Source organism: Sorangium sp. So ce204 (assembly GCF_051526795.1).
GTDB lineage: Bacteria > Myxococcota_A > Polyangia > Polyangiales > Polyangiaceae > Sorangium > Sorangium cellulosum_B.
In genome coordinates this window covers 12,427,908-12,441,399 of sequence record NZ_CP150317.1, presented here as the reverse complement: position 1 = coordinate 12,441,399, position 13,492 = coordinate 12,427,908, and the positions used below count along the sequence as shown (strand labels likewise).

The window sequence follows — 13,492 nt, the reverse complement described above, 5'->3', positions numbered from 1 at the left end:
ACCACACAGCATATTTCTAGTGATACGAGACACAGTAGAACGAGCCTCCTGCGGGCCAGGGACGCGCGAAGGTGGCGCGCGGGAGGCGCTCCATGCGTGGTGATGGACACCGGATCTCATCGATGTTCGTGGAGGCGAGCTTCGCCTGTTTCAGCGGGCTTGTCGGGACTTCATGTTCCGTGCGCCGGCCGGCCGGACTGGCATCCACGGCATTCCGGACAAGGCGCGCGGGATGGTGGGGGAAGTCCCCTACCCTGACGGAAGGATGGAAGGAATGATGGAACCGCCAAGGCGCCATAAGACGCCAAGAAAAATACAAAAATCTTGGCGTCTTTTGGCGTCTTTTGGCGTCTTTTGGCGTCTTATGGCGCCTTGGCGACTCCAAAGCCCTCCACCTTCGGCCGAAGTCCCCCGCCACAGCGCGCAGGGGGGACGCCGCGCCAGGGCGTCGCGGGGGTCGGTCGAGCAGCGGGTGCGATGTGGCTCAGTCGACCTGGTGAGCCCGGAACGCAGCGACGGCCCCGTGGGTCTCCAGGCAACGGTGGATCCAGGCGGCGTCGCGCGCGCGCACGGCGATGAGCCGGACGTTGCCGGAGCCGTCGAGCGCCTGGAGGCCCTGGAAGCCGACCAGCGCCGCTTCCTGGAGCGTCATCACCTGCGCGCCTGTCTCGCTCAGGACCTCGTCGCTGAGCAGGCCGGCGCCGTCGGATCCCTCGGCGAGGTGCACCTCGAACACGGTCATCATGAGGCCATGGTCGCCGGGCGGCGCCGCGCCGACAAGGCCGTCGTGCGAGGCAGGTCGCCCCTGCGCCCTGCCCCCCGCACCGATGGCCGCCGGCCTCGCGCTCCGTCGCGCCCGGTCACGCCTTGCCGGCGGCCTCGCGCTTCGTCTCGAGCTCCTCCCAGCGGCTGACCAGGCGCGCCGCCTCCTGCTTGGCGCGCTCGAGCTCCGAGAGCAGCCCCGCCACGTCCGCGCCGCGGCTCGCGTAGAGCGTCGGGTCGGCGAGCTTCGCCTCGAGCTCGGCGACCTTCTGCTCGGCCGCGTCGATCTTCCCGACGATGCCGTCGAGCTCGGAGCGCTCGGCGTACGTGAGCTTCGGCGCGCCACCTGCCTTCGCGGCGGCCTTCGCCGGCGCCGCCGCCGGCCGGGCCTCCGCCGCCTGGGCCTTCGCGGCCCGCGCCTCGGCCTCCGTCTCGATCGCGGCGTTCGCGCGCTGCTCGCGGTAGGCGTCGTAGTTGCCCGCGTACCGCACGACCCGGCCGTCGCCCTCGAACGCGAGGATCGAGGTCGCCACCCGGTTCAGGAACCAGCGGTCGTGGGTCACGACGAGCGCCGAGCCGTCGAGCTCGATGAGCATCTCCTCGAGCGCGGCGAGGGTCATCACGTCGAGATCGTTCGTGGGCTCGTCAAGGATGATCACGTTGACGCTCTGGGTGAGCATCTTCGCCAGGGCGACCCGCGCCCGCTCGCCGCCAGAGAGCGAGCCCACCGGCTGCCGCGCCTTGTTCGGATCGAAAAGGAACCGCTCCAGGTAGCTGCGCACGTCCATGGACCGGCCGCCCACCTCGACGCGCGTGTGCGAGCCCGCGATGTTCTCGAAGATCGATTTGTCGAGGTCGAGCCCGCTCCTGTGCTGGTCGAAGTACGCGACGCTCGAGTTCTTTCCGAGCACGACCTCGCCTTCCATGCGGGGCCCCTCGGCGGCCGCGCCGTCGCCCTCGGCGCCGAGCTGGCCGAGGATCGCGCGGAGCATCGTGGTCTTGCCCGTGCCGTTGCGGCCGACGATGCCGACGCGCTCGCCCTTGGTCAGGGTGAAGTCGAGGCCGCGCACGAGCCACTTGCCGTCGAGCGAGAGGCCGAGCTTCTTCAGCTCGAGGATGGTCTTGCCGGTGCGCACCGACTCCACCGAGAGCTGCGCGGTCCGCTCCGCCTTGGGCGGCGGCGCGCTCTTGGTCGTCTCGGCGCGCTGGATGCGGGCCTTCTGCTTTCCGGTGCGCGCCTTCGGCTGCCGCCGGAGCCACTCGAGCTCGGTGCGCAGGAAGTTCTGCCGGTTCGACTCGGTGCGCGCCTCGAGCGCGAGGCGCTCGGCCTTCTGCTCGAGGTACTCCTCGTAGCCGCCGTCGTAGCTGTAGACCTTGCCCTTGTCGATCTCGAGGGTGCGCTCCGCGACGCGGTCGAGCAGGTAGCGGTCGTGGGTGATGAGGAGGAGCGCGCCGGGGTGCTCCTCGACGAGGTAGCGCTCGAGCCACTCGACCGTCTCGACGTCGAGGTGGTTGCTTGGCTCGTCGAGCACGGCGAGGGCGGGCCGCGACACGAGGAGGCGGGCGAGCGCGACGCGCCTGCGGTCGCCGCCGCTGAGCACGCTCATGGGCGCGTCGGGCCGGGTGACGCCGACGTGGCCGATGATGGCATCGACCTGGTGCATCATGTCCCACCCGCCGAGCCGCTCGACGTCGGCCCCGGCCTCGGCCTGCTCGGCGAGGAGCGCCTCGGCGTCCCCCGAGCCGGCCGCGAGCGCCCGGCTCACCTCGTCGTGGCGGGCCTTGGCGGCGTGCCAGGCGGAGAGCCCGGCGAGCACCACGTCGCGCGCCGTGTCGGTCGGCTCGAAGACCGGATCCTGCGAGAGGACGCCGATCTCCGCGCCGCGGCGGCGCGCGATGGTGCCGCTGTCGGCCTGCTCGACCCCGGCGAGGATGCGGGCGAGCGTGCTCTTGCCGGAGCCGTTGACGCCGACGAGTCCCACCCGCTCGCCCGTGCGGATGTTGACCGAGACGCCGTCGAGGATGGTCTGCGGACCGAAGGATTTGTGGAGATCGTGAGCGGTGAGGACGGGCACAGGGCGCGGAGCTTAGCGCATGGCGCCGGGGTCGGGGGGGCCGGCTCCGTCCTGTCCTCGATCGCCGGCCCCGGGAGGCATCTTCTCGGGGTTCTTGCGCCAGAACTCTCTCTGGCACCACGCCGGGAGGAGCTGCTCCACGATCACCCCTTCTGCGGAGAGCGCCTCTTCGTGCTCGTGCCAGTCGGTGTCGCACGCGTTGACGATGGTGCTTTGACCGCCTTCGGCCCGGTGCGCGAGGTGCGCCGCCACGAGCTTCTTGTCGGAGTTGTCGAAGCGAGCGAGCCGCTCGGGCACGACGGCGTACTCGCCGTCGTACTGCACGGAGACGAACGCCGCCGTCCGGAGCTTCTCCATCGCCACGACGATGCCGTAGTCCTGGGCCGTCAGCTTCCTCCTGTACTCGCGCAGGATGCCGCGGGCCCTGTCGATGATCAGGCGGCGGCCGTCATCGGCGCGAAAATCCTTGAGCCACGCGAAGACGATCCTCCGCTCGCCCGTCGGGACGTGGGTGTCCTTGAACGGCGAGGCAGGATCGGCGGCGCTCGCGACGATGAGCACGTTGGTGTCGACGACATGATCAGCCACGTTGCTCGTCCTTCTCCATGCGATCGAGCATCCGCTCCATCTGCCGCTCGACCTCGCCCACCGTGTCACCGAAGAACTTGTCTGGCCAGTTCGCGACCCGCCCGTACCCGTTCACCTCGAGCGGCTCCAGCACCGAGTCCCCTCCATCGCACCGGGCAAAGTACATGGCGCACTCGTCCGGCGTGATGCGCTCCTCGGCCATCAGCGTCTGGATCCGCCGGAAGAGGTGCTCCGAGTGCGTCTCCACGAGGAGCTGCACCCGGCGCTCCCGCACGGCCTCGACGAGCAGATCGCCGAGCGCGGATTGCGCCAGCGGGTGCAGGTGGAGCTCGGGCTCCGACATGATCACCGTCGAGCCCTCGGGCGCGAAGTACGCCGCGGTGACCACGGGCAGGACCTGGGAGACCCCGAAGCCGACGTCGAGCAGGTTCGTCCGGTGGCCCTGGAAGGTGATCATGACCTGGAAGAACGTCGTCGCCTGGCGCTCGATCTCCATCCTGTCCGCGATCCCGAGCCGCGCGAGCCCCGCGGAGACCTGCTCGACGAGGCGGCCCCGCTCGGACCCGTCGGCGTGGCGGCCGACGAGGCTCGCGATCAGCGCCGGGATCGCGTGCTCGCCGCTCGCTCCGAGCTGTCCTATCGAGCGCCCCGTCCAGGCGTAGTGGCGCGTGGGCACGCTCCGGTGGGGCCCTAGATAGGCGAGCCGCTGGAGCTCCCGCGTCAGCGCGAGCGCGAGATCCTGCGCGTCCGCCCCCGAGGCGCCGAGGGCGGCGACCGCATCGGCCGAGAAGCCGACGGAGCGCTCGGGCTCGTAGGTCCGCCGAGCTCGCCGGTCGTCGGGCAAAGGGCCGCCCGGCGCGGAGAGCGCGTAGGCGCCGTCTCGCTGGCGCGCGACGGCGTAGGCGCCCTCGGCGGTGGCGTACGAGAGCCGCTCCACGTAGGGATTCTCGTCCTCGGCGGCGCCGACCTCCACCTCGTAGTCCACGGAGCCGAGCGTGCGCGGCGCGGCCCCCTTCCCGATGCTCACGGGGCCGAACGTCAGGCGGAAGCCGAGCCCGGCGCGCACGTCGCCCCCGGAGACGACGTCGGAGAGCCTGCCGAGGTCCAGCATCTCACCGGGCTGCCCGCCCAGGTTGAGCGAAAGGAGCCGGTCGGGCGACTCGATGGTTTGCTTCAGGAGCAAGAGCGGCTGGAGCAGGCTCGTCTTGCCGGCCGAGTTGACGCCGAGCACCAGCGTGAGCGGCCTGAGGTCGAACGCATGTGCGCCACGCCAGGACTTGAAATTCCGGAGCCCGAGCTTCGTGAACATCCTCTGTTTCCCTTTCCACGGACGGCTCGCGCCGCGAGCGACCGTGCTCCTGCCCGACCGTGGCCGTGAGCATGCCCCCTCCGTCGCTCAATGCATACGGATCCCAGCGGCCGAGGCGGCTTGCACGGGCGAGCCCGCTGCTTCGACCAGCAGGCGGCGAAAGGCGGGATTGAGCCCCTCGGCGTCGTAGTGGCTCTTCAGAAGCCCAGTGACCGTGCCCCAGACGGGCCGGCGCAGGGTGCGGGAGAGCCGGCGGAGGGTGCGCTGCGCCACCGGCCCGAGCGCGGTGTGACAGCCGAGCAGGCGCACCCCGGACACGTGGAGCCGATCGAGGACCCCGCTCTCCGACAACCCGGAGAAGAACGCCGCCACCTCGGGCTGGAACAGATCCACCACCACGCCGGCGAAACGCAGGAGATTGTGCGGGGTGGAGTGGCCGTTCAGATCGAGGGTGGTGGGGCCTTCCGCCGCCGCGCGGCGCTCCAGGTGCAGCGCGAGCGCGTCGAGCGAGGCCACTTGCACGATGCGCGGGCACCGCTCGACGATCCCGCGGAGGACGGGATCCTCCGCCGGCCCCATCACCGAGATCGGGGGGATCGCGCTCACTTCTCGTATCCCGCAGCGAGCCCGGAAGGCGACACCTCGCCGAGACCGGGCGGGATCTTGGGGCTGGCGCTCTCGCCCTCCCACGGCGGGATCTTGGGGCTGGCGCTCTCGCCCTCCCACGGCGGGATCTTGGGGCTCACGCTCTCGCTCGCCCACGGCGGGATCTTCGGCCCACGCGGGGCGGCGGCAGCGGTCGTGACGGTGCCCGTGGCGAGGAACAGCGCTCCTTTCTTCGGGGCGTCGCCGACGCCAATCTGCGTGAGGCTGCCGCGCCCCACGTCGCATTGCTCGGGGGAGGCGAGATCGATCCAGGTCACCGACGGCTTCGCGCCGCGCGCCGCTCCGCCGCTGCTGTAGACAGCCACCTTCGCGAGGGTGCCGCGCGCCTCCAGGATCTCGGCGTGGTAGCCTGTGTACCGCTGGCCCGCCCGCGGGTCGCTCCGGTGAGGCCAGTACACGACCGTCTGGTACTCGTAGTCGTGCCCGGTGGCCCCGGCCGGCGGGCACGTCAGGTGCGCGGCCGCCGCGAGCCGCCTCCACATCGTCGCCTCGAGCAGCACCACGCCGCTGAGCTGCATCTCGGGCCAGCGCGGCCCGAGGGTGGTGCCGGTGAGCGCGCCGCTCAGGCTCACCGTGCTGTCGTCCACCTGGACCGCGTCCCAGCTCGTCTCGCCGCGCGCGGCGGCCGAAGGGGTGAGGGCCAGATCCACGCTGACGAGGCGCGACGGGTCGAAGCCGTGCTCCGTGGGCTCCTCGGCCCAGAACGCGCAACGCGTCTCACCGTCGATGCGGCCCACGAAAGCGACTGTCGTGATGAATTGAGACCTCATGAGATACCTCCAGGAGCGTCGGAAGCGTGTCAGCCTTGGCGGGTGTCAGTCGGGTCGTCGAAGCGACGTTGTCGGCGAGAGACGAAGCGTACGGCGAAGGTCCTGGCAAACATGAGGCCACGGCGAGCGGACCGAGCGTCCGGCGACGAGCTCCCGCGTTTGCGCCGAAAACGAGGATCATCGCTCCCCTGATCGCCGGAGTTGAGCACGAGGCCGTCGAGCACCCTGTCTCTCTGGAAGAGACACCTGTTCCTCCCGGAGAACAGCGCGCTCGCGCGTGGTGGCGAGCCTCGAAGCGCCGGACGCGCGGCTCAGCGGTCCGGCGGATCGGCCCGGTAGCCCGGCTTGGCTCCAGCCGGCGCGGAGGGCGCCGCGGCGCCCGGCCTCTCGCCCGCAGCGCCCGTCGCGCCGGGCGGCTTCGCCGATGGCGCCGCCACGGGCGCCGCGCCCGCGTCGCCCGCGCCCGCGCCGCCCGTCTCGCCCCCGGTCCCGACGAACCGGACCCGACCGAACCGCCGCGCCCTGTGGAAGTTCCCGTCGCCCAGGATCGGCGACCACGCGGCCCCGCCGTTGTTCTGCATGGCGTAGAAGTTCATCCGCCACGCGTCCCCCGGCGACGGCGGCGCCGCCTTCGCCTTCGCGAACGATCTCCACGGGATCTTCGCCTCGACCACGTAGCCCCGGTCCTCGTCCGAGTCGTCGTCGATCGTCCCCCTCAGCGCCACCGCGCTCTCGAGGCCCGCGCTCCATTCCTGGTGGCCGAAGGGCCCGCTCGGGCCGCCCCGCGGAGCGTTGTAGTCGTCGAACTGTGAGTCGAAGACGAGGTTCTGAGGGTTTATCTGAATTTCGTAATAGTCTTTATTATCTCCGTCGCCGTCGGGATCGATCATCACCTCGACGGTGTCCCGCTCCCAGAGGTGCGGGTCGCGCGCGCCCTCGGGGAACCCGCCGGTGATCGTCCTGTCGCTGACGTCGAATCCGACGTAGAGGAACCCGTCGTCCCAGAGCAGCCGCGCCTCGCCCTGCGTCGGCAGCGACCGGTCCTCGCGGCCCGTGCCCACGTTGACGAACGGGCCTGTCGTCGCCGCCGCCTGCCACGCCGGCTCGTCGAGGCGGCCGTCGATGACGACCGCCGCGCCGGGCGCGAGCTTGCGCACCGAGAGCTCTTTCACGACGGCAGGCGGTCGTCTCTGGCTCTGTCCGGCCCCCGCGCCGCTGCTCGCCGGCGCGCGACCCGTCGCCCCGGACGGCGCCGCCTCCTGCTCGCCCCCGCCGCCCCGGGAGCACGCGGCGGCGAAGGCCACGGCGGCGAGCGCGAGCGACCGCGCGCCGTGCGCACCGTCAACAACGCGCCGCCGGCAGCAGGGCCCGCGCACGCGGCCGCCGCTACTTGCGCCCCTTCTTGCGGGCGTCGCGCTCGCGCTTGCGCTGCGCCTTCTTCGCGTTGCGCTCGGAGGCGCTGAGCGTCTTCATCTTCGTCATGTTCGGGCCCCCGGCGCCGGCGCCCGGGAAGCCGCCCATGCCCGGCATCCCCATCCCGGGCATCCCCATCCCGGGGAAGCCCATGCCCGGAAAGCCCATGCCCGGCATCCCCATCCCGGGCATGCCGCCGCCGGCCATCATCTGCTTCTGCATCTCCCGCATGTTCTTGGCCATGGCCATCTGCTTCATGCCGGGGATCTTGCCCATGAGGCCCATGTTCTGGCCGAGGCCGCTCATCATCTGGCGCATGAACAGGAACTTCTGGACGAGCTCGCTCACCGCCTCGGGCTTCGAGCCCGAGCCCTTCGCGATGCGCTCCACCCGCTTCGGCTCGCGGACCAGCGCGTACGGGTCGCTCTTCTCGTGGCGGGTCATCGACTGGATGATCGCCTCGATGCGGACGAGCTCCCGGTCGTCGAGGTTCACGTCCTGGGGCAGGCCGCCCGGGAACATGCCGCCGAGGGGCAGCTTGTCGACGAGATCCTTCAGCGATCCCATCTTCTGGATCATCCGCACCTGATCGAGGAAGTCCTCGAGCGTGAAGTCGCCCTGGAGCATCCGCGCGGCGTCCTTCTCGGCCTTCTTCTGGTCGACGACCTCCTCGAAGTCCTGCATGAGGCCGACGACGTCGCCCATGCCGAGGATGCGGCTCGCCATGCCGTCGGCGCGGAACGGCTCGAACTTGTCCGTCGTCTCGCCGAGGCCGGTGAAGAGGACGGGCGCGCCCGTCACCTCCTTGATGCTGAGCGCCGCGCCGCCGCGGGCGTCGCCGTCGAGCTTCGTCAGCACGACGCCGCCGATCGACAGCCGCTCGTTGAAGCCGCGCGCCGTCTTCACGGCGTCCTGGCCGATCATCGCGTCGACCACGAGGAAGATGTTCTCCGGCTTGGTCGCGTCCTTGATCTGCGCGAGCTCCTGCATGAGCGGCTCGTCGATCGCGAGGCGGCCGGCGGTGTCGTAGATGATGACGTCGCGGCCGAGCCGCTTCGCCTCGCCGCGGGCCGCGGCGCAGATGGCGACCGGCGACTCGCCCGGGACGTTGAACACGGGGATCTTGAGCGACTCGCCGAGGACCTTGAGCTGCTCGACGGCCGCGGGGCGCTGCATGTCGGCCGCGACGAGCAGCGGCTTCTTCCCCTGCTTCTCGAGGTAGCGCGAGAGCTTCGCGCAGCTCGTCGTCTTCCCGGAGCCCTGGAGGCCGACCATCATGATGCCCGTGGGCCCGCCGTCGGCCCAGGCGATCTCGTCGCCCTCGTGGGTCATCATCGCCTCGAGCTCGTCGTGGCAGATCTTGATGAAGTGGTCGCTCGCCGAGACCTGGTGGACCTCGCCGGCGTGCTTCACGCGCGTCTCCAGGGTGCGGCCGACCGCGGCCTCCTTGACCCGGGCAAGGAACGCCTTGACCACCCCGATCTCGACGTCGGCCTCGAGCAGGCTGAGCCGTACCTCGCGGAGCGCGACGTCGATGTTGCCCGCGGTGAGCTCCGTGAGCCCGGCGAGGCGGTTTCTGGCCTGACGAAAGCCCCGTGTCAGCGTGTCGAACATGGCAGGGCGGGTCTTAGCACAGGGGACCGCGAGCGCGGATCCCCTTGCCCTCTTCAACGCCGCGCGACGCGCAGCGCGGGCGCGGACGGCGCGCCTCCCCGGGGGCGCGCGGCGCGGGCGCCTCGGCCAGCGCGGACGCCGCCGGCGCGGGCGCGGACGACGCGGGACGTCACATCCCGCGCCGGCCCGAGCGGCGGAGGATCGCGAGCGCCTCGGCGCACCTCGGCATGACCTCGGCGCTCTCCTTGACCTTCGCGTCCGCCGCGACGAGATCCGCCAGCGCGCCGGGCCCGGCGGCCCCGTCGGGCGCCTCGAGCAGGGCGCGGACGCGCGCCTCGGCGGCCGTCGCGTCGAGCAGCAGGCGGTAGGCCCGCGCGCACGTGTCCTTGGCGCTCGCGGCGGGCGGCGTCGATGCGGGCTGGCGCTCGAGCTCCGCGAGCAGCGCCTCGCGCGCCTCGCGCGGCTCGCTCGGGGCGTCACGGAGGACGTCGATCGCATGCAGGAGCGCGTCCGCCTCCTGCTGCTCGGCCGATCGGCCGCACCCGGGCGCCGCCTGGACCATGGCGACGGCGGCGAGCGCCGCGGCGATCCGCTTCGCCGCGGCGATCCGCCGGACGGCCGTCCCTGCTGCGCTCGCCGCCGCTGCCGCCTTCGCCGTCCCTGCTGCGTCCGCCGCCGCTGCGCTGCCCGTCGCGCCGGGCCTCGTCGTCACGCTGGGCGCCCTCAGTCGGCCGGCTTCGCGGGCGGGCCCATCTGGATGCGCTCGCCGAGGTAGGAGCCGATCAGCGTGAAGAGCACGCCGATGAGCGCCATGATCACGTACATGAACAGCGGCATCGTCCGGACGGTCTGGCTGTGCAGGAGGTAGAAGACGGTCGGGATCGCGACGAGGAACGACGCGACGACCGGCTCGAGGAACGTCTTTCCGGGCGAGATCATGCCGAGGAGGACGCCGCCGATGAACCAGACGGGGATGGCGACGATCATCCCGTTCGACCCCTCGAAGTCGAGCTGCTGCACGATCATGGGCAGGCCGCCGACGAGGGCCGCGGTGAGCACGCTCTGCAGGACGAGGGCGATGAGGCACCAGAGGATCGAGAAGCCCTCCTGCTGGTAGCGGCGGTGGCGGTCGAGCTCGGCGTCGCGGAAAGGCGCGAGCGAGCCCATCCTGGCGCCGCACGCGATGCAGCGCCCGCTCGCCGTCACGGAGGCGTTGTTCGCGCCGCACGACGGGCACACGATGGAGCTGTCGTTCTTCGAGGGCATCGCGGCTAGGCTAGGCAAGGCGCCGCGTGCGGGCAAGCGCGCGACGCGGCCCCCTGCGCCGCGGCCGGGCGAGCGTGCGGCGAGCTCAGGGGCGGCGCGCGAGGGCGGTGGGCGGGGCCGCGGCTGGTCCCCCGGAGGCGGGCGGTACGAGGCTCGCGGGCCGGCGGCAGGAACACGGGCGCGTGGGGGGTGCCGCCACGCGCCGCCCCCGGCGCGCATCCGGGCGCCGGCCCGGCGATCGCGTCGCGCGGTTCCTGCTGGGCGAAGGCACGGGCTAGACTCGGCGCCCCGCCGCCGGACGCTCGCGCGGCGGGGATCCCGCCGGCTGCTGCGAGTGACGCAAGAGGCGCACGAATGGGCCTGGACGCAACCGTGATGTGCAGATGCTGGCTCGACGGGACGACGCGGACGCCGCCCCCGCACGCGGAGCACGTGGCGTTCGATGAAGAGGGGCAGCTCTGCCTGACGCTCCCAGAGGAGCGCCAGGACGCGCACGACGCGTTCTATGCATGGATGGAGGACTGCTGCCCGCACCCGCGCATGTGGCTCGCCTCCGAGTGGATCTCGAACTGGGCAGGTCTCAGGGCGTTCCAGGCGGCGCTCGATCGGATCGGCTGGCAGCACTTCCCGACGCTTCGGGCCGAGCTGCCGGCGGCGAACGGCGGCATGATGCCGGCCGAAGCCAGCGCGCGCGCGCTGGGAGAGCTCGCGCGGTTCGCCGAGCTCGTCGCCTCCGTCCGCTCGGCCTTCCTTGTCGACTCCGAGACCGGTGATGAGCTCTATGACTTCGTTCCGCAGTACGAAGGCATCTTCGTCATGAGCGGATCGGAGCAGATCAACCTCGGCTTCGACGTGAACGGCTTCTTCGTGCGGAGCCGCGGAGCGCCCCCCTGCGAGCTGTTCCGCGCCCTGCGCGTCGCGCAGATCCTGCTGGAGCCCGAGCGCACCGAGGCCCACGAGGGCGGCCGCGTGCTGCTCCGGGACCTCGACACGGGACGCGAGTTCGAGTCCAGGGTCGCCGTTCCCGGCAGGTGCATTCCCTGGCCCGACGGTCGAATGCAGGACGACAAGGGGCGCGTCCGATCCGCATATCCGCGCGGCTTCCACGTGGCGCAGCGCGCGCTGGGCATCGCCGATTTCGAACGGATCCTCGGCGCCCTGCGCCGGGTCTTCGAGGCCTCGGTGGCCACGGGCAACCCGGTGTGCTGGTGCTGAGCCCGCGTACGCGCGCCGGGAGCGTGGGGTTCGCCCGTGTCCTGCGCGCCGCGCCCGGCGTCCTGCGCGCTTAGGTCCGCCACGCCCGAGCCCGCTCCTCCCCTCGTCCGGGGACCGGCGAGACGGCGGTGCACCGCGGCCGGCGCTCCGGCTATATACTCGACGGAGCGTGCCCACCGACCCGACCTCGACCCTGGAATCCATGACGTCCGGCCCGCGCGGCCCGGGCGGCGGTGGCCTCGACGTGGCGGGGCCCGATCCGGAGCTGCTCGCGCTGCCGTCGCCACCGAAGCAGGAGCGCACGGTCACGGTGGCGCTGATGGCGGCGACCGCGATCGCCGCGCTGTGGATGGCCGTCGCGTTGCTCGGGGAGGCGCGTTACGCGCTGTCGCCGGGCCAGCCGGCGGACGTGGGGGAGCTCGCGTCGCTGCGGCCGCAGGCGGACCTCGCGAACCGTTACGTGCGGGCCGTCGGCCTGCTGGGGACGCGCGGCGCGATCCGGTACGGGCGCGCCGCGGAGGGCGACTCGTTCCGGCTGGCGCCGGTGGCGGGCAACCCGGGGTTGTGGGTGGAGATCCGGGTGCCGGAGGGGTTCGAGGGCCCGCGCTTCGTCCCGCCGAGCACGTTCGCGGGGCGGCTCGTGCCGTTCAACAGCGCGGGCATCCGGCACGCGCGGCTGGCCGCCGAGGTGGAGGAGCAGGCGGGGATGGCCGTGACGGGCGACGCCTGGCTGCTCATCGACGGCAGCTCGCCGCGCGCCTCGCGCTGGGCGGTCGCGCTCGTCGCGCTGTTCGTGGGCTTCGCGGGCTGGAACCTGTTCGGCATCGCGCGGGTGCTGCACCGCGTGCGGGACTCGAGGGACGCGCGCCGCGCTTCTTGACGCGCTCGCGGCAGGGGAGCAGGACGCTCCCTGCCCACCGATGCCCAAGGTCACCTTCGTCAACGAGCACAGGACGGTCGAGGCCGCGCCGGGTCGTCTCCTCAGCGACATCGCGGCCGAGCTCGGGATAGCGGTCTGCCGCGAGGCGTTCCGGGGCACCGGCATCGGCGACTACACGTGCTGGGTGAAGGGCGAGCCTGGCGCGACGTCGCCCCCGACGTTCCTGGAGAAGCTGCTCGGCGCCCGCGGCCAGCGGCGGATGGCGAACAGGACGCGCGTGCTCGGCGACGTGCAGGTGTGGACCCAGGCCGGCCCTGGCGACCGGCTGCGCGCGCCGCGGCCGATCGCGCCGCCGCCGAGCCCGGCGACGGATCCGGAGGCCCCGCGCAAGCCGATCGACGCGAGCGGCAGCGCGGCGTTCCCGTACGGCGATCCGCGCGCGGTCGGCCACGGCAAGCGAGAGCCGATCGCGGCGGGCGCGCTCGAGGCGAAGGCCGCGAAGGAGAAGAAGGGGAAGGCGGGAGCGCCGGCCAAGGCGGCGGAGGGCGCGGCGGCGGCGGCGAAGGGCGTGACGCCGGAGGCCGCAAAGGCGCCGGAAATTGCAGCGAAGACACCAGAGACCGCGACGTCGGAGCCTGTCAAGACGGCGGAAGCCGTGACACAGACGCCGGACGTCGCGGCGCCGGAGCCTGCCGTGAAGGCGCCGGAGGTCGCGGCCTCCGACACCGCCCAGGCGCCGGGAGCCGCGGAACCCCAGGCCGCAGCGAAGGTGCCCGAACCTGCAACGGCAGCCGAGGAGACCGGCGGAGGGACGTCGGCGTAGCGGTCGTTGCGCGCTCACGCCACGCTGAGGCGAGCGAAGCCGGAGGCTCCGAGGGGCTTGTTGTGTCGAAGATCCTCGCGCCCCCTGACGCCTTGTACCAGGGCGTGCGTA

The 13,492-nt window shown here is 72.2% G+C and carries 13 protein-coding genes; 3 read left to right on the top strand and 10 right to left on the bottom strand.

The window, feature by feature from the left end:
- Positions 1-484: 484 nt before the first annotated feature.
- The 10 genes from WMF22_RS47085 to WMF22_RS47040 form a co-directional block, all read right to left on the bottom strand.
- Positions 485-745, bottom strand: a complete 261-nt coding sequence (locus WMF22_RS47085; protein WP_437296350.1) for a hypothetical protein — start codon at positions 743-745, stop codon at positions 485-487.
- Between the two features lie 115 nt (positions 746-860).
- Positions 861-2,837, bottom strand: a complete 1,977-nt coding sequence (locus WMF22_RS47080; RefSeq protein ID WP_437296349.1) for an ABC-F family ATP-binding cassette domain-containing protein — start codon at positions 2,835-2,837, stop codon at positions 861-863.
- 12 nt (positions 2,838-2,849) lie between these two features.
- Complete coding sequence (locus tag WMF22_RS47075) at positions 2,850-3,425, bottom strand: hypothetical protein (RefSeq protein WP_437296348.1); 576 nt, start codon at positions 3,423-3,425, stop codon at positions 2,850-2,852.
- Complete coding sequence (locus WMF22_RS47070; protein ID WP_438034003.1) at positions 3,418-4,734, bottom strand: DUF3696 domain-containing protein; 1,317 nt, start codon at positions 4,732-4,734, stop codon at positions 3,418-3,420. Before WMF22_RS47070 ends, WMF22_RS47075 begins: the two co-directional genes overlap by 8 nt.
- An 87-nt stretch (positions 4,735-4,821) precedes the next feature.
- The gene (locus tag WMF22_RS47065) at positions 4,822-5,340 is read right to left on the bottom strand and encodes a hypothetical protein (protein ID WP_437296346.1); all 519 of its coding nucleotides are present in this window, start codon (positions 5,338-5,340) and stop codon (positions 4,822-4,824) included.
- Entirely contained in the window at positions 5,337-6,170 is an 834-nt protein-coding gene (locus tag WMF22_RS47060; protein ID WP_438034002.1) for a hypothetical protein, read from the bottom strand. Before WMF22_RS47060 ends, WMF22_RS47065 begins: the two co-directional genes overlap by 4 nt.
- Positions 6,171-6,481: 311 nt before the next feature.
- A complete protein-coding gene (locus WMF22_RS47055; RefSeq protein ID WP_438034001.1) occupies positions 6,482-7,546 on the bottom strand; it encodes a carbohydrate-binding family 9-like protein in 1,065 nt (354 codons plus the stop codon).
- A 10-nt stretch (positions 7,547-7,556) separates the two neighbouring features.
- Positions 7,557-9,197: a signal recognition particle protein gene (gene ffh / locus WMF22_RS47050; protein ID WP_437296343.1), complete on the bottom strand. Its 1,641-nt coding sequence runs from the start codon at positions 9,195-9,197 to the stop codon at positions 7,557-7,559.
- 169 nt (positions 9,198-9,366) lie between these two features.
- Complete coding sequence (locus WMF22_RS47045) at positions 9,367-9,909, bottom strand: hypothetical protein (protein ID WP_438034000.1); 543 nt, start codon at positions 9,907-9,909, stop codon at positions 9,367-9,369.
- 11 nt (positions 9,910-9,920) lie between these two features.
- Positions 9,921-10,463, bottom strand: coding sequence for a hypothetical protein (locus tag WMF22_RS47040; RefSeq protein ID WP_438033999.1), 543 nt, complete (start codon positions 10,461-10,463; stop codon positions 9,921-9,923).
- 354 nt (positions 10,464-10,817) lie between these two features.
- Between WMF22_RS47040 and WMF22_RS47035 the strand changes: the two genes are divergently transcribed.
- The 3 genes from WMF22_RS47035 (at position 10,818) to WMF22_RS47025 (ending at position 13,381) form a co-directional block, all read left to right on the top strand.
- Positions 10,818-11,678, top strand: a complete 861-nt coding sequence (locus WMF22_RS47035; protein ID WP_438033998.1) for a hypothetical protein — start codon at positions 10,818-10,820, stop codon at positions 11,676-11,678.
- A gap of 169 nt (positions 11,679-11,847) precedes the next feature.
- Positions 11,848-12,558, top strand: a complete 711-nt coding sequence (locus WMF22_RS47030) for a hypothetical protein (RefSeq protein ID WP_438033997.1) — start codon at positions 11,848-11,850, stop codon at positions 12,556-12,558.
- Positions 12,559-12,598: 40 nt separating this feature from the next.
- Positions 12,599-13,381, top strand: a complete 783-nt coding sequence (locus WMF22_RS47025) for a hypothetical protein (RefSeq protein ID WP_438033996.1) — start codon at positions 12,599-12,601, stop codon at positions 13,379-13,381.
- Positions 13,382-13,492 lie beyond the last annotated feature (111 nt).